Below are 19,262 nucleotides of genomic sequence, written 5' to 3' on the forward strand. Positions count from 1 at the left end.
AGTCGAGGGATCTAATATAAGGGTAAAAGGGGAAAGAGTTGCTTCGACTTAGCTCAGCATGACAATCGTCTAATGAATCGATCAACAGCAAGTATCACAGAGTTACACTGCGTAACACAGTGTTTCACAGAGCGTGTGACGTGATATTCACGAACAACGATTTACGAGCAACGAACACCGCTTCCAGCCCCGTAGGGGCGTAAAATCTGTAACCCCAACTATTAGAGCGCGTCTCCAGACGCGTGCATTATCCGCCCTGAAAGGGCAAGTCAAATTAGCCCTGGGTTTTAACCCAGGGCATTGAGGTATTCAAATTATTTTGCGATGCACGCAATACATTTTCCAAAGAGCAAGAGGAAAGCGTTGCATCGCAACTGATAAGCATGGCAAAGAGCCTTTTAAATGTTCTTTCTTATCTTGATGCAAGAAAGAACCAAAGAAGATCAAGGCTGAAAAGCCCGACCCGATGGGTACCCCGCGGGTGGAACTGCCACGCTATACTATTCTCCACGCCTGCAGCGTGGCTCATATGGTATCGCTTACTAAACCCAACGCCACGTTCCACCCCCGACCCATTAGCGGATCAGGCTTTTATGCCTCTGCGTATGCCACTCCGTGTTGGTTGAGGAATCGCATTAAAGAAGAGTTGAGGGAACTAAGAGATGCTTCGACTAGCTCAGCATGACAATTGTTTTACGAACAACGAGCAACTATACACGATCAACTTCATTTGTCATCCCCAACAAAGTCGAGGGATCTCTTCAAAGGATTGAAGAGAAAAGAGCAATGAGATGCTTCGGCGAAGTCTATCCCTTTAAATCGGGACTCAGAACGACAGCGTAATGTTTCACTTGCGCGCTCAACATGACAAATAACCTTAACTAAACGACATTGAATGACGATTAATTAATTTTTTTTTTTTGATTTGATATTTTTTTTTATTAGTTTTGCCTTGAACTAACTAAAACTTTATTACCATGAAAAAGTTTGTATTTTTCCTAATGGTTGCCGGAATGCTTTCAATGGTTGCATGTAAGTCAGCTCCTAAGCAAGAAGAACAGCCTGCTCAAGAACAAATCGAGCAAGTTGATACCAATGCTACTGTTGAAGCTCAAACCGACACTGTACCTGCAGCTGAGTAATTAATTGTTGCAGAAAAAATAAAAAACATCCGGTCATAACCGGATGTTTTTTATTTATGAAGGGTTCTAGTTGTTCTTTTTTATCTGAATGGATAGCTCATCGAGCTGTTGCTGGCTGATAGTGGAAGGGGAATCGATCATCACATCGCGGCCTGCATTGTTTTTAGGGAATGCTATGTAATCACGAATAGAGTCGCTGCCACCAAAAAGCGAGCAAAGCCTATCGAAACCAAAGGCAATACCTCCGTGCGGAGGTGCGCCGTACCTAAAGGCATTAAGCAGGAACCCAAACTGTTTCTCGGCCTCCTCCTTGGTAAAGCCAAGCGCATCGAACATAGCTTGCTGCAATTCCCTATCAAAGATTCTTATTGAACCACCACCAATTTCAACTCCATTAATAACTAAGTCGTAAGCATTTGCCCTTATTCTTCCGGGATCTGTTTTAAACAGATGAATATCCTCTGGATTTGGCGATGTGAAAGGATGGTGCATGGCAAAGAAACGCTGTGCCTCGTCGTCCCACTCCAGTAGTGGGAAATCAACAACCCAAAGGGGAACAAACACTTCCTTTGACCTTAGGCCAAGCCTATTGCCCATCTCAAGCCTTAACTCACAAAGAGCGGAGAGCGTTTTCTTTTTTGGACCAGCCAAAATTAGAATAAGGTCGCCCTGTTTGGCTCCCATGGCATTGGCTATTGCCATTAAATCGTCGGGTGAGTAAAACTTATCAACTGTCGATTTTATTCCATCGTCGGCAAAGCGAATGTAAACAAGGCCGCTGGCGCCAACCTGAGGACGTTTCACAAACTCTGTAAGCTCATCGAGCTGTTTACGGGTATAACCTGCACACCCATTGGCACAGATTGCACCAACATACTCAGCATCGTCAAAAACCTTAAACCCTTTACCCTTAACAATCGAGCTTAGCTCCACAAACTCCATCCCAAAGCGCAGGTCGGGCTTATCGGAACCATATTTTTCCATTGCCAAGCTGTAAGGCATACGTTGGAAGGGTTCAGTAAAATTGATACCCTTTACATTTGCGAAAAGGTGTTTGATTAACCCCTCAAAGGTGTTGAGAACGTCATCGCGTTCCACAAACGACATCTCGCAATCAATCTGTGTGAACTCTGGCTGCCTGTCGGCACGTAAATCTTCGTCGCGAAAACACTTTACAATCTGAAAATACTTGTCAAAACCGGCTACCATTAGTAGCTGCTTAAACGTTTGGGGCGATTGAGGCAATGCGTAGAACTCCCCTGGATGAATACGTGATGGAACTACAAAGTCACGAGCCCCTTCAGGTGTAGATTTGATAAGGAACGGCGTTTCCACCTCAATAAATCCTTGCATGTCGAGGTATTTACGAACCTCTTGTGCCATTCTATGACGAAGCAAAAGAGCATTCTTAACCGGATTCCGACGCAAATCGAGGTAACGGAACTTCATTCTAAGCTCATCGCCACCGTCGGTATCATCTTCAATGGTGAAAGGAGGAATATCGCTGGCATTAAGCACCTTAATCATGTTAGCCCGAACCTCAATATCGCCAGTTGGCAACTTACTGTTCTTGCTGGCGCGCTCCACCACCTCGCCCGAAATCTGAATAACATATTCACGACCAAGTTCCTTTACCATCTCTTTAACAGGGCTGGGACAACTTTCGTCAATAACAACCTGGGTAATTCCATACCTATCCCTAAGGTCAATAAAGGTCATTGCACCAAGGTTACGAATACGTTGTACCCATCCGCTCAGGGTAACGCTGCTGCCCACATGAGCAACTCTAAGCTCTCCGCAAGTATGTGATCTGTACATATCTAAATAACATTTTCAGGTTGCGAATGTAAAAATAAAAAACGATGCTTTAACTATATTTGATATATTTGGGCAAAATCTTGAATGGAAAACTCAAAAAAACACGAATTTTTCATGCGCGAGGCTCTTAAAGAAGCCCAAAAAGCCCTGCTTAAGGATGAGGTGCCCATTGGGGCAGTTATTGTTTGTAACGATAGAATAATATCCAGAGCGCATAATCTAACTGAAACTCTCGGCGACCCCACTGCTCATGCCGAAATGCAAGCCATTACTGCTGCCACAAACTATTTGGGCGGTAAGTACCTAAACCAATGTACCCTTTATGTTACCATTGAACCCTGCCCCATGTGTGCTGGCGCAATGTACTGGGCACAGCTTGGCGAACTGGTTTACGGGGCAACCGACCCCAAACGAGGATTCTCAATAATTGCAAGTAAAACGCTACACCCAAAAACAAAAGTTATTTCTGGAGTGCTTGCCCTTGAATGTTCATCAATTGTTAGCACATTTTTTAACAGAAAAAGATAATTTTATGGCTTAATTTTTGTTTTTTAATTTGATGTGATATTTTTGAGGGCATTAACAAAGTTTAAAACATAATTAAAACCAATACCTATGAGAGTTAGATTTGTGAAACATTTTTTGCTGGGCATTTTTGCAATTGGTGCCGTTTCAGTTAGCGGACAAAGCATTAACGATGCCATTCAGGCATACAACAACGCCGCTACCGTTTACAAGCAGGATCCTGAAAAAGCGTTGAAGGATATTCAATCTGCACTTCAAATTGCTGAACAGCTGGGAGAGGAAGGTGCTGAAACCAAGCAAAAGTGCGAGGAGTTAATTCCTACCATTTACTTTCAGGCTGCAATGGCTAAATACAAAGCTAAAGATTTGCAAGCCACACTCGACAACCTTGAAAAGGCAGAGGAAGCTGCTATAAAGTACAACGATGGTGCAGTAAAAAGCCGCGTTGAAAAAACAATGCCAAAACTATACAATGTTCTTGGCAATAACCTTTTCAAGGAAAACAAGTTTGAGGAAGCCATAACCAATTATGGCAAAGCCATTAAGCTCGACCCCAACTTTATCGACCCATACCTTGGCACAGCCCTTGCTTACGAGGGTCTTAATAACGAAGAAAAAATGGTTGAGTTCCTTGACCTTACCATTGATATGGGAGGCAAGGCAAACGATGCCACCAATGTTGAAAAGGCTAAAACTAAAGGGAAAGCTTACTTCCTCAAAAAAGCCGATGAGGCCCGTAATGCCAATAAACTTAACGATGTGGTTAAGCTACTTGATATGGCCTTGAAGTACGATGGCGACGATTACGATATTTATCGCCTTATGACCATCAACTACAGCAAGCTCGAGCGTTGGAGCGATGCCATTGAGTACGGCAACAAGGCTCTTGAACTTGTTAAAGGAACCGCTGAGGATAAGGCTGAGCTTTATTTCCTAATTGCTGGTGCCTACCATAAGCTCAATAAAATCAGCGATGCTTGCGCTGCATACAAGAATGCTGCATTTGGCACATTCAAGCCCAATGCCGATTACCAGATTCAACAGCTAAAATGCCAGTAACACAACTTTTTACTATCTTTGAGGGCTGCAAATGCAGCCCTTTTTTTATTGATACTCAAACCTATCAAGATGTCAAATAAATTCCGAATAGTTTTTTCCGATGTTGACGGAACCCTTCTCAACAAAAATCGCGAACTTTCATCAGCTACAATCTTTCAAATCCGTAAACTTACACAGCATAATATTCCTTTCGTAATGGTATCGGCACGAATGCCAGCAGGCATGATTCACCTGTATAGAGAGGTGCCAATGGACAACCCTGCAATTTGTTACAACGGCGCCCTTATTCTGAAATCAATTGAAGATGGAATTAATGGTAATAACAAGCTCTTTTCAACATCAATTGGTTACAGTGTTGCAAAAACGGTTTACAGCATCTGCCATAAATTTGATTTGCACTTCAGCCTTTACTCCAACAACCAGTGGTTTGCATCAAAAAACGACGAATGGCGTTTACGCGAGGAGAACAACACTAAGGTAAAAGCAACAATTTACTCCAACATGGAGTATAAAATTAGCGAGCTGGAAAATGAACAGCAGCACATCCACAAGCTAATGGTGATGGGCGAGAGCATGCTAATCGACGCTTTACATAACCATCTGGTAAGCCAGTTTACTGGTAAAATCAATATTTACCGTTCAAAGGATACTTATATCGAAATAACCCCTGCAAGCATCAATAAGGCAGCTGGATGCCTTATCCTTTTAAACCATCTCAAACATAAGCCTGAACAGGCAATTGCATTTGGCGATAACTTTAACGATACTGAAATGCTGCAAACGGTTAGCTTGGGTGTTGCAATGGGAAATTCGCCAGCAGAGGTTAAGGAGAAAGCCAAAATGGTTGCCCCGGCAAATATCGACGATGGGGTTGCCAGAACCCTTGAAACCATATTCAAATTTGCATAGCTTATGACCGAACTTGAGCTACTTGCCCCCGCAAAGGATTTGGAAACAGGCATTGCTGCCATTACACACGGTGCCGATGCCGTTTACATTGCTGCTCATAAGTTCGGTGCCCGCGAAAAAGCCGGAAACCCCATTGAGGACATCGCTGAACTTTGCCATTTTGCCCATGCATACCATGCCAGAGTTTATGTTACCGTTAACACTATCATTTTTGATAATGAGCTAAAAGAGGTGCAGGAGCTCATCAACCAAATATACAATGCTGGTGCCGATGCAATTATCATACAGGATTTTGCCATTCTTGCTATGGATATTCCTCCTATTGCCATACATGCCAGCACCCAAATGCATAACATTGACGCTGATCACATTAACTTTCTAGAAAGAAATGGCGTATCGAGGATTGTTTTACCAAGGGAATTAACCCTTGATGAAATATCCAACCTACGCAGCAAAACAAAAGCTGAGTTTGAATTTTTTATACATGGGGCGTTGTGCGTTTCATATAGCGGACAATGTTACATGAGTTACTCGCTTTCAGGACGAAGCGCCAATAGAGGCGCTTGTGCCCAACCCTGCCGCTTACCTTACGATCTGGTTGACGAAATGGGTAACATACTGGCTAAAAACAAACACCTCCTATCGCTAAAGGATCTTAACCTTAGCGGCTACCTTGCCGATTTGATTGATGCAGGAATAACCTCGTTCAAGATTGAAGGCCGCCTTAAAGATATTGCCTACGTAAAAAACATTACTGCGCATTACAGCAAACTGCTAAACAGCTTCATCGGCCTAAACAAACAATACAAAAGAGCTTCGAGCGGAAAGTGTGCCTATACCTTCCCCCCCGATCCTGAACGAACCTTTAACCGCGGGTTTACCACCCATTTTATTGATGGTCGAAAACCTAACCAAGCATCATTAAACACCCCAAAATCATTAGGGAAAAGAATTGGTATGGTTGTCCGTATATACCGGAACTACTTCTGTATTAATTCAGCTGAAACCATACATAATGGCGACGGATTGTGTTTTTTTAACTCTCAAAATCAACTTGTGGGATTTAGGGTCAATAAAGTAGATGGCGATAAGGTATTTCCTAACCAGATGCCCACTGACCTAACTATTGAAACAACTATTTACCGTAACGAGGATTTTGAGCTGGAACAGACCCTTAATCGTAAAAGCGCCGAGCGTAAAGTTGAATGCAATATAGATGTATTTATTACAGCCAACAATATCAAGCTAAGCATTAAGGATGAAGATGGGGTAAGCGCACTCATTGAGATTCCTAATGGGTTCGACAAGGCCAAAAATCCAAATTATCTTGATACAATTGAAAGCCAGCTTCGAAAAACGGGTGACACCATTTTCAATGTTAACAGGGTTAACATTGAATGTTCTACTGAAGTTCCATTTATCCCCACAAGTATAATAAACTCAGCTCGCAGGCAGTTAACCTTACAGCTCCGCACCAAAAGGATAGAGTTACACAAACAAAACCTTAGAGATAATACAAATAACCCGGCCACAGTTCCTAACCCAATCCTAACGTATAAAGCCAATGTTGCCAACAGGGCAAGCACCAATTTCCTGCTAAAACATGGAGCCCAAAGCATTGAACCTGCATTTGAGGTTAAGCGCCCCAAGGGCGAGGTGGAGCTGATGGTTACCCGATACTGTATCAAACACGAGCTGGGCTTATGCCCAAGCAAGCAAGGCGCCAAACCAACCGGACGACTTTATCTCAAAAATGACCATAACCTTTTTCCTCTGGTTTTTGACTGTAAGAACTGTGTGATGAAGGTGATTCAACCCAATAAGTAAAAGTTTTTTAAAAATTAGATTGATGATTATACTTGAAACACCCAGCAACTGGCCTGATTACGAGTTAATCGACAGCGGCGATGGCGAAAAGCTAGAACGGTTCGGCAGCCAAATTCTGGCTCGTCCCGAGCCACAAGCCATTTGGCGAAAAGCACTTTCACAAGCCGAATGGAATAGCTTAGCCAATGCATACTTTGTAAAGAAAAAGGGTAACCGCGAGAGCGATAACGAATGGGGCGAGTGGAATAAGAAGGGAAACTGTAAGGAGCAATGGACAATTGGTTACAGCTACAAACAAATGAAGCTAAAGTTCCGTTTAGGCCTTACATCGTTCAAGCATGTAGGCATATTCCCTGAACAAGCAACAAACTGGGATTTTATTTACGATACCATTCAGCATCTATCAGCAGAAAAACCATCGGTTTTAAATCTGTTTGCATACACTGGAGGTGCATCGCTGGCTGCTAGAGCAGCTGGGGCCGAAGTAACCCATGTCGATTCGGTTAAGCAAACCATTACCTGGTCGCGCGAGAATATGGAGCTTAGCAAGCTCGATGGAATTAGGTGGATGGTAGATGATGCCGTAAAATTTGTAGCGCGCGAGGTACGGCGCGCCAAAACCTACAATGGAATTATACTTGACCCTCCAGCCTATGGTAGGGGCCCCGAAGGTGAAAAATGGATACTTGAGACAAATCTATGTCCGCTTCTGGAAAATTGCAAAAATCTATTAACCCATAAAAACTCCTTCCTGATACTAAACCTTTACTCAATGGGCTACTCGCCCATAATAGCCGAAAGTCTGGTTAAAAGCATTTTTAAAGTTGACAAACCAGAAATAGGAGAGCTATATGTAGTTGACAGAGCTGGACGAAAATTACCGCTGGGTGTGTTTTTGCGGTTTTTAAAATAATTTTATCAACAAAAATAAAAAGCCTGCCATAAAACAGGTAAAATATATCAATATAATGTTACTTTTGCATTGATTTTCCGTATATTTGTTTTATGGGAAGTTATTGAAATTTATAAAACCAATGCTGTATGGAACCATTAAAGGTTAACGGTACCAGCCAATATCCAACCATTACTCTCGATAAGGATGCAGGTGTCTTTGAGTTTAAGGGAAACTCTTTACCTGAGGATGCAAAATCATTTTTCGAACCGATAATTACTTGGATTGAAGAGTATGCAAAGAGCCCAAATCCTGAAACAGTGGTGCGATTTAAAATGATTTACTACAATACCCCCAGCTCAAAAATGCTTTTTCAGGTACTGAAGCGATTTGAAAGAATTGCTCAGGATGGCCACAAGATAAGTATAGTTTGGATGTATAATGAGGATGACATCGATATAAAAGATGCTGGGAAAGATCTCTCAAATCATATCAAGATACCTTTCAAGTTGGAATCATATAAGGAATAAAAAAAGGCCGTAAAGGCCTTTTTTTATTGAACAATATTCTAACAACCTATTACCAATCAGTGGTGTAGCTGTGGTTATAAATCCTGTAAGTCTTTAGTTCGCCTGAGGCATCACGGTAGTGGATATAACCTGAGAGCAACGATAGGGTTTTACCTGACGAAGATGTTTCAGCAATCTTAAGGGATTGGTCAGAGTTTACTTTCAAGGTATGATTGCCCTTCCCTTTGAACGACAGCCCAATATTCTCAATAACTACAGGGGGGAAACCCTTCCATTCCAGCACAACCTTTTCAACCACAAAAGGAGAATCGTACTTGGAGCGAATGGTCATATCAACTATTATTCCGGTAACCGTTGCATCATCCTTTGCAATGGCATTTAAATGTATGGGGTCCGATAAGAAAATTGATGCCTTATTGGCTGCAACATCAAAATAGAAAGGTTTTTGAACGGTTACACCCCCAAACATGTATTTTACCAGAATGTTATTCTCCGGATCCTCGTAGCAATTCTCATAGTTATATTTAATAACCACATTATCGGAATTGTTGATAACCGAAGTAATTCTGGCACATTCCGATTTGGTTGTGGGCTTCTTAGCCGTGGAAATGGCTCGCCCATTCAAACGTAAGTAGTACTTAAGTTCGCCAAGGTTGCTTTCCAGTTCAACAAGTTCAATGGAGCTGAGTAATGATTTGTACCGAGTAATACCAAGATTGCACTGGTCAACCCTTCCATCCATAAAGTAATCCTTAAGCGAGCCAAGCTCTGCAATGTTTTTCTCAATCTGTTCAATAGATTCTACTTTATCAACCTGCTCAAGCAAATCTTCCATCTGGCGGGTTAGCTCACGGTCGCGCATCTTGTAATCAAGCACCAGCATTTTCAGCTCTGTTTCCGGGAAAGGATATTTTATATGGTATATGAAATAAACCGACTTGTCGGCACGTTGACGTTTTTCCCAGTAAAACTCACTAACCTTGGAGATAGAAATCCCTTGCAGAAAAGGTACTTTACCTGATTGGGTAGTTGTAGTGGTGGCAAACTTTTCAAGGAATGCATTAACATTATTGTTGAAGCTGGCCTCCTCCTTACGTACCTCGGAACTTGCTTTAACGTTCTCAGCCACGGACGATACTATTTGGGCTTTAACATTTGAAAGGGCGTTCTGCTGGGCATCCTGTGCGGTAGGGCCTGTACCCGTTACAATGATGAAATCCTTTTCCAAACCATTCACCCATTTGGGTTGCTTTCCGCTTTTCTCCAGTAGTTTATCCTGGGCAAAGGTTAGGGTTATAACCCCCACAACGGATAAAGCAAGAAGTAATATCTTTTTCATACTCACATTATTTTAACCCCAAAAGGGGATTGGCAAGTAATAAATATTTTACAAAAACAGCAACCCCAATGGTTGGGGCTGCTGTATGAAATGAATAGGGAAATTATGGGCGTTCCTTAGCCATCTTTTCCATTTCCTCGTTGAATACTTGCTCGAATTTCATCTTATCGTAGTCGAGCTGTAGTTTCTGATCCTTTGAAATACGGTCCTTAATGTTGTTTAGAACCTGATCCTTTGGAACCTGAAGAGCATTGAATACTTGGTAACGACCTTCTTTCTGGAAAGTTTTGGTACAAACCACTTCAACGTTATTCAACTCCTGGTTGATAACCTCACGGGTCATTTGCTCAAACTTCTGCTCAAACTCCATGGCATCGCCAACCTGACGTTCGTTTACATAACGGTCAGCAACAGCCTTCATGGTAGTGCTAATGCTACGTGAAAGGTTGGTTTGTGCATCGATACGAGCTTTGCTCTTGGCAGTACTCAAATCGCTGCTGATACCGTTACCTGTTCCACGGAAGTACTTAGCGTCGGTGTGGAATTCATCATCGTTGCAAGGAACATTAACTTCCTTTCCTAAAGAGTTGTCTGCAGCTTTCTTTGAACCACCGCAACTAGCCAGCATAAAAGCAAAGGTAAAAATGCCGGCAACCATTAATAAATTTCTCATTTTCATAGTCATTCTTTTTTTGGTTAAACTTAAAATCAAGTTGTTATTAAATTAATTATCGGTTTATTTCTGCTGGTACAACCAACTCCAATCCCAGTTGAAGTAAGGAGCAGCACCCCAGTATGCCCAAGCTACTGCAATTTCCTTGCCAGCCTGTATCATCATCTTATCTTTTTCAATGGAATCGTCGTATTGTTTCATTTTAAAGTTCCATACGTTAGCACCATCGGCCAGCATTTTCTGGGTGATTTCGTCGGTTAAACGTACTGCATCGGCGTAGCACTCCATATCGGGAGTAATTTTGCCTAGATACTCAGCTGCCTTATCGGCATTCATGTTAGCCCAAGCAGCCTTGGCACCTGCCATGTACTCAGTACATTTGTAGTTGGCGTACTGCTTATAAATCTCGATTGACAAATCCATGCTCTTGTCAAAGCATTCGCGGCAAACATCGGGAACTGATAGCAGAACGAAAAGAGCCTCTTCGTACTTTTTTTGACCGGCAAGGGCTTGGGCTCCCTTTAGCACCACATCGCACTGAGAGTTGTAGTATTCAATGATCTTTTCCTTACCTTTCTCAATGAAACCCTTGAACTGTCCGGCCCTTACGTTGATATTTTTCAGAGCCTGTATATAGGCTTTATCCTCCGTTTGACCTACACCCTTAACGGATATATTTGTTTGACTGAAGATGTTTTGGCTAGCAGCATCAACAATGTAAAAGGTAACATCCAGGTTTACAGCCTGCATAGGGGGTGCTGTAGGAGTAATCTCCTTGCTAACGACTGTTACGAGTGGTACAATGCAAAAGCGTGGATTAGCAGCAGTAGCGCCTAAACCGTTTTGAGTGGCAATCTGGCTCATCTTGTTAACTAACATCTGGCGAGCCTCCTGGGGTATACCGGTTGCCTGTTCGGGAACAATAGCAGCAAGTGCTATTCTGCCCATGTCGTCAGTTTTCCCTTGGCTGTTTTGTGCGTTAAGGCTTAAAGCAAAGCCTGTTAGCACAGCTATTGATAGTATTAGCTTTTTCATTTTAATATCAGTTACTTTTCACCTAGTATTAGCCAAGCTTCACCCAAACCGCGCATGTACAGCTTTGAGGGTATTCCCATACCGTTCAGGTACTTGCGCAAATCGCTAACAAATGAGCGGGTGTCAACTGCTCTTTGGCGACCTTTTTCGTCAGTACGCATCATAGGGATACGAACCTGCTCAAACTTCATGAAGTTTTCAGTTGCATCGGAAAGGTTAAAGCGACCTTCCACGCAGTTATCGGCAAACCAGTCCTCAATAATGGTTGATAGCTCATTGCCATCGCTGCCAAACTCTGACTCCAGATTCTCGCCCCAGTTAGCCCAAACCTTTATTTGAACCTTAACCTCACGTCCTTTGGCAAACATATCCTCAAAATGACGCATAAGGCCTGCGTTGAAGTTATCCATGTGGCTAAGCACAGCTTCCTCGAGCAAAAGTTCAGGCGAAGCCGATGTGGATGGGCTACCTGCCCCAGCCACACCCGATACCTGTTTTGCCGTATATGCATCGAGGCCCTTTAGGTTAAATACAATGTATTTCTGGGGTCCTTGGCGCTTTACCTCAAAGTCCAAGTCCATTATAATATCGGCCTTGGCAACCCGTTTTAAAGCATCAATGGGACTTTCGGCCATCTCTGAGCCGCTCGATGAGCTTGTTAGCATTGACGATTCGGCACGTTCCTGTTCCAGATTTTTAAGTTCCTGCTCCAGGTCCTTAAGAGGAAAGCCCCTATCGGCCATTATTTGACCCATTTTGGTAATAACCAAACGTAAATCGGGATCGGTTTGCAGAGCAGTTTTGTAATCGGGGAGAACCTGTTTCAAACCCTGGTTGTTAAACTCCATTTTGTACCCGCGACTAATGCAGTACTGATCGCTGGGAACAACCATTATTATGGGTTTTTTGGCTTGACCAAATGCAAGAACTGCAAAGGCAAGCAACGAAAATGTAAGTAGTAGTCGTTTCATATTCACTATCATGTATTAGAATCCTGAATCCAGACGACGGGCTATGCCATCGGCTTCAAGCTGTTTACGTAAAGCATCGTACATTACCTGAACGTAGATTGCCACCTTGTAGCCTTTCTTCATTTTAATACGATCCTCCCCTGAGGGATCGGCATCGTTGGTTACGGCAATGTACTGAAGGTACTTACCTCCCACCTCAAAGAACTTTTCAAAGTAATCGGCATGAATTTGTTCAGCGTTGGGCTGGGAACATATTGGAGGGGTTGGAGCAGAGCCACCGCCACCGGGAAGCCCCTTGAAAATACAGGCGGCTACGGCTGCCTCTTTAGCATTCATAACTGCAGCGCCAACATCCTTGCCATACCCCCATACCTTGAAAACCTTGGTTCCATCCTGACCAACACCAACGGGTTCAATCTCATAGTTGTACTGGCTATTCCATAGAATCTTCCGCTCCTTGCGGGTTTGTGCATTAGCTGGTAAAATCATTACCACGGCCAGCACTGTTACTGCTATACTCAATAATACTTTTCTCATACACCTATACTATTTTAAAGTTAGAACATAAATTTTACACCAAACATTGTTGCCATACCTTTACGATCAGTAAATATTTCGTCCCATGTTAATCCGGTATCGCCATCATCGTCTTCAGCATTACCAATAAACGAGTATGAACCAATGCCTCCCATTAGCTGGAAGTTATGTTTCAAATTTAGTGCCAAATTTGCTCCAGCTTTCAGATAAAGAACTTTTAATGTACTACTGGACAAATCCGATTGATTAGCCTGTTCCTGCCCTAAACCAATATATGGGCGCAATTCCAGGTTACGGATAAGCATGAATCCCTTAGCCAAACCTGCTCCGTAGTGTAAGAAGGCAATGTTCTCGTAATTTACAAATCCAACTTCATAATCCTTTACCTGAACACCACCCTCAACGTAAACAAACAGTGCCCTAATGCCAACATATCGACCCATACGTGCATCAATTCTGCCGTAAACACCACCAACCTCACCAGCTTCATAGCCAACCAGTAACTCTAGGCCAAGATCGTTCTGCTGACGAAGCAGATATCCCTCGCGTAGCCTTCTACCTGCAGTTTGGTAAAACTGTGAGGTAGGCATATCGCCTTTGGCAACCTGCCGGTTATCGACAATCTTACTGGTTGCGCGAATTACACCTCTAAAACGTGGCTCCACGCTGTTGGTTTTTTCATTGTAAACATACTCATAGGCAAAGTAGCGGTGATCGCATTTTAATCCTTCCTTCAACCCAATTTTAGCCCGAATTGGCCTAACCTGATGAATGGTGGTTTTTACCATGAAATCTTCATGTTTCATTTCAAGGTAGTAAAGGCTTTCATCATATCCTTTCTGAACAAGTTCTGTAAGTAACTGATCCTCTGTTTTTTGTTTAATTAGTTTACCAAGCTGAGTATCCTCAGTGGGTTGCGAAGCGGTGGCATATACAACAGTTTGAGTAACAAACTCAATAGGAATATTTAGCTCCTGGAACTTTTTAATTTTTTCCTGACGAACAGCGGGAGAGTCTTCAGGATAAATCCAGCAATCGTAGAGTGCATTCTGGGTTTCCTCATTGAACTTTACCTTATAAAGATACCCATTAACGGTGGCCTTCCATCCCTTCATTTTCTCAACCTTTGCCTCTTTCATGGTGAGGATATTCTGGTAATCGAGCACCAGTATGTAACTCTTCTCAATCAGGCGGTTCCCATAATCCTTAAGTATATTATCGCCTCGCTTTGTGGCTTGGGCTTTTATGTACTGGGCGTCGGTAGCATTAAACATACCCCTATCGAAAATGAGGTCCAGATCCATTGAGCCGTCATCCTTACGGTTGTACCACTTACTAACAATTGACTTTGACACCCCTTTCTGCATCAGAAAGCTTTCGATGGCTTTGGTTGGAACAACAGAGGCATCGCCTCGGGTAAAGGGTGCTTCAAATACCAAAGCATCCAGGTTGTTGTTGTAATACTTATCGGTAAACTTTACTTCCGGAAATTTTGCTTCCACCTCCGAGGCATGGTTTTCACCCGGGAACTTCATGTAGAACACTGTGATGGAACTACGGTCGTAGGTGGATGGAATGCGATTCCCTTTTTCAATATCCTGAGCGTAAATATTGGCACTAAGCAGTAAGGCCAAAAGCAAATATCCCTTTTTCATACTTTATCACTTTAAAGTTATTGAATAAAGTTACGGCAATTTTTTTATTTTAAAACTTTTTTTGGCCATATGGATTGATAAATATCACCAAAAAACGTTTGTTTAAAGCAGATTGCATTTAATTAAAGCAACAATTCATTGCATTCGTCAAAAAAATAAGGGAAGGTTAAACCTTCCCTTATTTTTAATTTCGCTTATGGTTTAGGCTATATGCCCGCAGCTCTAACAATATTTTTGGGGATATCGGTGTTATCGAGCAAAGGAACAAACAGCTGCTGACCACTACCAATTGCAAATACTGGCACGGGTTGACCAGTATGTGAGCCCGATGTCCACCCTACTGCAGCTTTTGAATTTAGTATCTGAATGGAAACCTTTGAAATGGGGTCAGTTTCGCTGTATGTGGTTTTTTCATTTGATTTTAAACCCTTAAAGGCTACGTTGTATGCATCATTCAGCATCTTGATATCGTTTTCGTTTAGTTCAATATCTTTTGAAAGCCCTGTTTTATCGGACAAGAACTTCAGCAAATCGTCAAACTTAGCCTTTGGGTTTTGTTCCTTATATTCAGCAATAAGCTTATGTAAACGCTCCTCGGATGCAGTTTGGTAATGGAGTAACTTAACGTGAAAATCGTACTTGTTTTCCCTGTTTCCAATTGAAAGTCCACCAGTTTCGTGATCAGCAGTAACCACTATTAACGTTTCGTGGGGATGTTTCCTGTAAAATTCCAAGGCAACATCAATAGCACGGGCAAAAGCAAGCACTTCATGAATCACAGTTGCTGCATCGTTGTCATGGGCAGCCCAATCAATTTTGCCCCCTTCAACCATAATAAAAAAACCGTTGGGGTTATCCACTACCTCAATGGCTTTACGGGTAATATCGGCAAGGCTTATATCGGATTCCGAACGGTCAATTTCATACTGTAATGTGTTGCTAGGTGCAGGATTTGGGGCAGAGTAAACAATGGATTTTGCTCCTACTGCCACCAAAGAGTCTACCTCCGTTAGCGATGAAGTAAATTGGTAACCTCTAACCTTTCCCAACTCGTATACGCTTACGGCATTGGAATCGGTTTTGGAACCATAGGGTTCAAGAAAACCACCCGATGCAAAAAAATCGTAATTTGACTTTAGCAGCTGTTTAGCAATATCGTAGTAACTGCTACGTGAGCCAACATGGGCATAAAAAGCTGCCGGTGTTGCATGGTCAATGCTTACGCTGGTTAAAATGGCAACTTTCTTCCCAGCTTCCTTAAACTTTTTGGCTATGCTGTATAGAGTATCCGTCCTGTCGTAAGTTAAACCAATGGTGTTGATTGAAGTTTTGGTACCGGTTGAAAGAGCAGTTCCGGCAGCTGCTGAACAGGTAACATACCTGTTATGTGCATAGGTAGTAGAAAGCGAAGCAACGGGGAAACGGGTAAACGACATTGCCGTGCTGTCGTGCAAAACACTATCGGCATACAGCTTTGCAAGTGTCACGTGCGATACTCCCATTCCATCGCCAATAAAGTAAAATACATACTTTGCCTTGGGTTCATGTTTCCCGCAGGAAGCCATGGCTAGAGCGAGCAAAATTGTTATTAGGGTTCGGGCTCTCATCTCTTATGATTTAAAAAATTTATTGAATGTATTGATAACAAAACTACAGTAAAAAAGTTGGAGTAGCATACAAGCCTTTAACTCGGTTTATTAAAAGGTGTTAAAAAACAGGAAGCTGCCCTTGGGCAGCTTCCTGTAAGAATGGTATAAAAGCAAATTATTTTTTCTTATCGGCTTTGCGGGCAGCGTAAACAATCTTGAGTGCACTGGCCTTTCGCAACTCCTGCTTAACATCGGTAACAATACCCATACGGGTATCCTTGTCAATTTTGAGTGATGTGGTAAGCAAGGGCTTTTCATCTTCCTTCATTGCTTCACGCTCCGATGCGATAAAATCGCGAATATCGTCGAGCGATTTGAAAGAATCGTTAAGCTGAATGCGTGGCTCAGTACCAAACAGTGATTGAAACTGCCTCATAGGAGGACCAATGTAGATATACGATACCAACGACTTCTTTTCCAACTTGTTTACTTCAGTGGCTTCGGGCAACTGGCTACGAACCATTAGCGTGGTTTCACGCATGGTTGTACTAACCATGAAGAAGAAAAGAAGCATGAACACAATATCGGGAAGCGAGGCAGTTGAAATAGCCTGCAACTCGTTTTTACCTTTTCGTTCAAACTTAGCCATAACTACTTTCCTCCTACGTTCTTAGGTTCAGCTTCGGAAATCTTCAATGGAATTGCCTTTGAGATTGTTTCCTGCTCTTCCTTGGCTAACTTGCTGAAAGGCTTTCCGTAAACTGAAGTTGATAGTTCGTCGCGTAACTCATTGTATGCAGCAACCAATTCGTTCTGAACCTTCATGTACATCTCGTACGATGTACCACGGTCGTTCTGAAGCGAAACAACGCCCTTGGATACTTTATACTTTCCGATTACGGGTATATCCTTTTCCTCGAACTCGGAAAGGTTTGGGTCGTTATTCGGGTTCATAATGAACTCCTTGGTCTTATCTTTCAACATGCTAACCTCCATGGGTTCACCACGGACAAGTAACTTATCGCTCTTGTTGATAAGCACAGAGAAAATATTCCTGCGCTTAACCTCAACATCATCCTGTTTCTGATTGGGATCGGGCATGGGAGGAAGCATCCTCGTAAGACCCGTATCCACGTTCATGGTAGTGGTCATCAGGAAGAAGATGAGCAATAAGAACGCAATGTCGGCAGTTGAACTGGCATTTACTTCTGGTACTTTTCTTGCCATCTTTATACTTAGAATTTTTCAGGTTAGCCGAACTGAGCCGGCTAACCATTTGTTTAAACTACTTATGGAATACACTGCGAACGCCGGTAAATAACAACAATAGCATAGAAATGCCAAATAACATGTATGTTGCAATTAAACCGGTATCGCTAATAATCAGAACGGTAGGATTTGAAAGGTCAGCGTTTTGAGTTGGCGATGGAATTGGAGTGGCATCAGCCAAAACATAGCCAATTACAAAGATTACAGCAACTGCCAGTAATCCTACCAACGATTTGGTGACATTCTTGGGGTTTCTAATCATGTTAACTACTGGAAATACAAGAGCCGACACAGCGGAAATGGCAAACAGAATATATGCCCAATCAATGAATGGTTCTACAGATTCTATATCCTGGTTGCTTAAAAAGAATAGTATGGTTATAACAATAGAAACACCCATTAATAGCCACGAAAGAACCTTTGTATAGGTTGATAATGAGCTATTCATGGCCAATTATTTTTGAAGGTTAAACTTAACAAGAATATCGAGTAGGCTTACTGAAGCATCTTCCATTTCATTGGTGATGCTATCAATCTTATTGAGCAGGTAGTTATAGAATACCTGAAGAATAATAGCAACAATAAGACCGAATACGGTAGTGATAAGAGCAACCTTAATACCACCAGCAACAAGCGACGGAGAAATGTCACCAGCAGCTTGGATAGCATCAAAAGCACCGATCATACCGATAACAGTACCCATAAACCCTAACATAGGAGCAATTGCGATGAAAAGCGAAATCCAGGTTAATCCCTTTTCCAGCTGACCCATCATAACTGAACCGTAGGTAACAATTGATTTCTCAACAACTTCGATACCTTCGTGAACACGGTCAAGACCCTGATAGAAAATGCTGGCAACAGGACCACGGGTGTTACGGCAAACTTCCTTAGCAGCCTCAACACCACCATTTTTCAGGGCTTCCTCAATATTGTTGAGTAACTTTTTGGTATTGGTGGTAGAAAGGTTTAGGTAAATAATACGCTCAATTACAATAGCCAAACCAAAGATTAAGGTTAAAAGAATGGATGCCATAAATCCAGGACCACCCTCAATGAATTTGGTTTTGATAGCCTTGTGTAACGATTGTTCTTCAACTGCAGGGGCTGCAGGTGTTACTGCCTGATCTGCCTGATCTGCTTGCTCCTGAACCATTGCTGAGTCAGGTTGTGCTGCAGGTTCATCCTGTGCATTTACAAAGGTTGATGCTCCAAACGAGAGCACTCCCAATACTGCTACTAGTGTGAATAGCTTTTTCATGGTTTGATTGTCGTTTAATTATTACTAAAGGTTTGTTTTGTTTGTTCTCAAATTTAGTTAAACATTAAAAGGCTGGCGGAGAGAGAGGGATTCGAACCCTCGATACGCTTTTGGCGTATACACGCTCTCCAGGCGTGCGCCTTAGACCACTCGGCCATCTCTCCAAAATTACGAAATACTAAACAAAGAACCTTTAAAACGTGGCGCAAATTACAAAAAAAATATTGAAAA

General features: G+C 42.4%; 20 protein-coding genes and 1 tRNA gene. 8 read left to right on the forward strand and 13 right to left on the reverse strand.

The genetic code is table 11. The features are described 5' to 3' along the window. Positions 1–466: 466 nt before the first annotated feature. Together AB6811_RS01980 and AB6811_RS01985 are read left to right on the forward strand one after the other, a co-directional pair. Positions 467–685: a hypothetical protein gene (locus AB6811_RS01980; RefSeq protein ID WP_369488538.1), complete on the forward strand. Its 219-nt coding sequence runs from the start codon at positions 467–469 to the stop codon at positions 683–685. Between the two features lie 292 nt (positions 686–977). After that, entirely contained in the window at positions 978–1,142 is a 165-nt protein-coding gene (locus tag AB6811_RS01985; RefSeq protein WP_369488539.1) for a hypothetical protein, read from the forward strand. A gap of 66 nt (positions 1,143–1,208) precedes the next feature. Here the strand turns inward: AB6811_RS01985 and aspS are convergent, their stop codons facing one another. Then, complete coding sequence (gene aspS, locus AB6811_RS01990; protein ID WP_369488541.1) at positions 1,209–2,960, reverse strand: aspartate--tRNA ligase; 1,752 nt, start codon at positions 2,958–2,960, stop codon at positions 1,209–1,211. Between the two features lie 84 nt (positions 2,961–3,044). Here aspS and AB6811_RS01995 point away from each other — a divergent pair, with 84 nt between their 5' ends. From AB6811_RS01995 to AB6811_RS02020, 6 genes are all read left to right on the forward strand, one after another. Next, a complete protein-coding gene (locus tag AB6811_RS01995; RefSeq protein WP_369488542.1) occupies positions 3,045–3,488 on the forward strand; it encodes a nucleoside deaminase in 444 nt (147 codons plus the stop codon). 87 nt (positions 3,489–3,575) lie between these two features. Then, positions 3,576–4,544 carry a tetratricopeptide repeat protein gene (locus tag AB6811_RS02000; RefSeq protein WP_369488544.1) on the forward strand — a complete coding sequence of 323 codons (969 nt, stop codon included), beginning with the start codon at positions 3,576–3,578 and terminating at the stop codon, positions 4,542–4,544. 69 nt (positions 4,545–4,613) lie between these two features. After that, the gene (locus tag AB6811_RS02005; RefSeq protein WP_369488546.1) at positions 4,614–5,453 is read left to right on the forward strand and encodes a Cof-type HAD-IIB family hydrolase; all 840 of its coding nucleotides are present in this window, start codon (positions 4,614–4,616) and stop codon (positions 5,451–5,453) included. A 3-nt stretch (positions 5,454–5,456) separates the two neighbouring features. After that, the gene (locus tag AB6811_RS02010) at positions 5,457–7,280 is read left to right on the forward strand and encodes a peptidase U32 family protein (protein WP_369488547.1); all 1,824 of its coding nucleotides are present in this window, start codon (positions 5,457–5,459) and stop codon (positions 7,278–7,280) included. A gap of 22 nt (positions 7,281–7,302) precedes the next feature. Further along, positions 7,303–8,193, forward strand: a complete 891-nt coding sequence (locus AB6811_RS02015) for a class I SAM-dependent methyltransferase (protein ID WP_369488549.1) — start codon at positions 7,303–7,305, stop codon at positions 8,191–8,193. A gap of 128 nt (positions 8,194–8,321) precedes the next feature. Next, positions 8,322–8,702 (forward strand): DUF1987 domain-containing protein, encoded by a 381-nt coding sequence (locus AB6811_RS02020; RefSeq protein ID WP_369488550.1) that lies wholly within the window; start codon positions 8,322–8,324, stop codon positions 8,700–8,702. 49 nt (positions 8,703–8,751) lie between these two features. On the opposite strand, the gene AB6811_RS02025 is transcribed toward AB6811_RS02020, so the two are convergent. From AB6811_RS02025 to AB6811_RS02080, 12 genes are all read right to left on the reverse strand, one after another. Next, on the reverse strand, positions 8,752–10,041 hold the full coding sequence (locus tag AB6811_RS02025; RefSeq protein ID WP_369488552.1) for a hypothetical protein: 1,290 nt from the start codon (positions 10,039–10,041) through the stop codon (positions 8,752–8,754). 103 nt (positions 10,042–10,144) lie between these two features. Continuing rightward, a complete protein-coding gene (locus AB6811_RS02030) occupies positions 10,145–10,714 on the reverse strand; it encodes a hypothetical protein (protein ID WP_369488554.1) in 570 nt (189 codons plus the stop codon). Between the two features lie 63 nt (positions 10,715–10,777). Further along, complete coding sequence (locus tag AB6811_RS02035; RefSeq protein ID WP_369488556.1) at positions 10,778–11,749, reverse strand: hypothetical protein; 972 nt, start codon at positions 11,747–11,749, stop codon at positions 10,778–10,780. Between the two features lie 11 nt (positions 11,750–11,760). Further along, positions 11,761–12,720: a DUF6175 family protein gene (locus tag AB6811_RS02040; RefSeq protein ID WP_369488558.1), complete on the reverse strand. Its 960-nt coding sequence runs from the start codon at positions 12,718–12,720 to the stop codon at positions 11,761–11,763. A gap of 15 nt (positions 12,721–12,735) precedes the next feature. Further along, positions 12,736–13,257, reverse strand: coding sequence for a hypothetical protein (locus tag AB6811_RS02045; RefSeq protein ID WP_369488559.1), 522 nt, complete (start codon positions 13,255–13,257; stop codon positions 12,736–12,738). A gap of 20 nt (positions 13,258–13,277) precedes the next feature. After that, positions 13,278–14,912, reverse strand: coding sequence for a hypothetical protein (locus tag AB6811_RS02050; RefSeq protein WP_369488561.1), 1,635 nt, complete (start codon positions 14,910–14,912; stop codon positions 13,278–13,280). Between the two features lie 206 nt (positions 14,913–15,118). Further along, positions 15,119–16,519, reverse strand: coding sequence for an alkaline phosphatase (locus AB6811_RS02055; protein ID WP_369488563.1), 1,401 nt, complete (start codon positions 16,517–16,519; stop codon positions 15,119–15,121). 157 nt (positions 16,520–16,676) lie between these two features. Then, positions 16,677–17,150 carry an ExbD/TolR family protein gene (locus AB6811_RS02060; protein WP_369488565.1) on the reverse strand — a complete coding sequence of 158 codons (474 nt, stop codon included), beginning with the start codon at positions 17,148–17,150 and terminating at the stop codon, positions 16,677–16,679. Between the two features lie 2 nt (positions 17,151–17,152). Further along, on the reverse strand, positions 17,153–17,728 hold the full coding sequence (locus AB6811_RS02065; RefSeq protein ID WP_369488566.1) for an ExbD/TolR family protein: 576 nt from the start codon (positions 17,726–17,728) through the stop codon (positions 17,153–17,155). Positions 17,729–17,786: 58 nt separating this feature from the next. Next, entirely contained in the window at positions 17,787–18,218 is a 432-nt protein-coding gene (locus AB6811_RS02070; protein WP_369488568.1) for a hypothetical protein, read from the reverse strand. A gap of 6 nt (positions 18,219–18,224) precedes the next feature. Next, entirely contained in the window at positions 18,225–19,031 is an 807-nt protein-coding gene (locus tag AB6811_RS02075; RefSeq protein ID WP_369488570.1) for a MotA/TolQ/ExbB proton channel family protein, read from the reverse strand. Positions 19,032–19,104: 73 nt separating this feature from the next. Continuing rightward, positions 19,105–19,195, reverse strand: a tRNA-Ser gene (locus tag AB6811_RS02080). Positions 19,196–19,262 lie beyond the last annotated feature (67 nt).

The organism is Tenuifilum sp. 4138str, assembly GCF_041102575.1.
In the GTDB taxonomy this organism is placed as follows: Bacteria; Bacteroidota; Bacteroidia; order Bacteroidales; family Tenuifilaceae; genus Tenuifilum; species Tenuifilum osseticum.

Excerpts from the sequence above, each read along its gene's own strand:
- AB6811_RS01980 (WP_369488538.1), top strand. The coding sequence starts at position 467 with ATGGGTACCCCGCGGGTGGAACTGCCACGCTATACTATTCTCCACGCC.
- AB6811_RS01985 (WP_369488539.1), top strand. The coding sequence starts at position 978 with ATGAAAAAGTTTGTATTTTTCCTAATGGTTGCCGGAATGCTTTCAATG.
- aspS (WP_369488541.1), bottom strand. The coding sequence starts at position 2,960 with ATGTACAGATCACATACTTGCGGAGAGCTTAGAGTTGCTCATGTGGGC.
- AB6811_RS01995 (WP_369488542.1), top strand. The coding sequence starts at position 3,045 with ATGGAAAACTCAAAAAAACACGAATTTTTCATGCGCGAGGCTCTTAAA.
- AB6811_RS02000 (WP_369488544.1), top strand. The coding sequence starts at position 3,576 with ATGAGAGTTAGATTTGTGAAACATTTTTTGCTGGGCATTTTTGCAATT.
- AB6811_RS02005 (WP_369488546.1), top strand. The coding sequence starts at position 4,614 with ATGTCAAATAAATTCCGAATAGTTTTTTCCGATGTTGACGGAACCCTT.
- AB6811_RS02010 (WP_369488547.1), top strand. The coding sequence starts at position 5,457 with ATGACCGAACTTGAGCTACTTGCCCCCGCAAAGGATTTGGAAACAGGC.
- AB6811_RS02015 (WP_369488549.1), top strand. The coding sequence starts at position 7,303 with ATGATTATACTTGAAACACCCAGCAACTGGCCTGATTACGAGTTAATC.
- AB6811_RS02020 (WP_369488550.1), top strand. The coding sequence starts at position 8,322 with ATGGAACCATTAAAGGTTAACGGTACCAGCCAATATCCAACCATTACT.
- AB6811_RS02025 (WP_369488552.1), bottom strand. The coding sequence starts at position 10,041 with ATGAAAAAGATATTACTTCTTGCTTTATCCGTTGTGGGGGTTATAACC.
- AB6811_RS02030 (WP_369488554.1), bottom strand. The coding sequence starts at position 10,714 with ATGAGAAATTTATTAATGGTTGCCGGCATTTTTACCTTTGCTTTTATG.
- AB6811_RS02035 (WP_369488556.1), bottom strand. The coding sequence starts at position 11,749 with ATGAAAAAGCTAATACTATCAATAGCTGTGCTAACAGGCTTTGCTTTA.
- AB6811_RS02040 (WP_369488558.1), bottom strand. The coding sequence starts at position 12,720 with ATGAAACGACTACTACTTACATTTTCGTTGCTTGCCTTTGCAGTTCTT.
- AB6811_RS02045 (WP_369488559.1), bottom strand. The coding sequence starts at position 13,257 with ATGAGAAAAGTATTATTGAGTATAGCAGTAACAGTGCTGGCCGTGGTA.
- AB6811_RS02050 (WP_369488561.1), bottom strand. The coding sequence starts at position 14,912 with ATGAAAAAGGGATATTTGCTTTTGGCCTTACTGCTTAGTGCCAATATT.
- AB6811_RS02055 (WP_369488563.1), bottom strand. The coding sequence starts at position 16,519 with ATGAGAGCCCGAACCCTAATAACAATTTTGCTCGCTCTAGCCATGGCT.
- AB6811_RS02060 (WP_369488565.1), bottom strand. The coding sequence starts at position 17,150 with ATGGCTAAGTTTGAACGAAAAGGTAAAAACGAGTTGCAGGCTATTTCA.
- AB6811_RS02065 (WP_369488566.1), bottom strand. The coding sequence starts at position 17,728 with ATGGCAAGAAAAGTACCAGAAGTAAATGCCAGTTCAACTGCCGACATT.
- AB6811_RS02070 (WP_369488568.1), bottom strand. The coding sequence starts at position 18,218 with ATGAATAGCTCATTATCAACCTATACAAAGGTTCTTTCGTGGCTATTA.
- AB6811_RS02075 (WP_369488570.1), bottom strand. The coding sequence starts at position 19,031 with ATGAAAAAGCTATTCACACTAGTAGCAGTATTGGGAGTGCTCTCGTTT.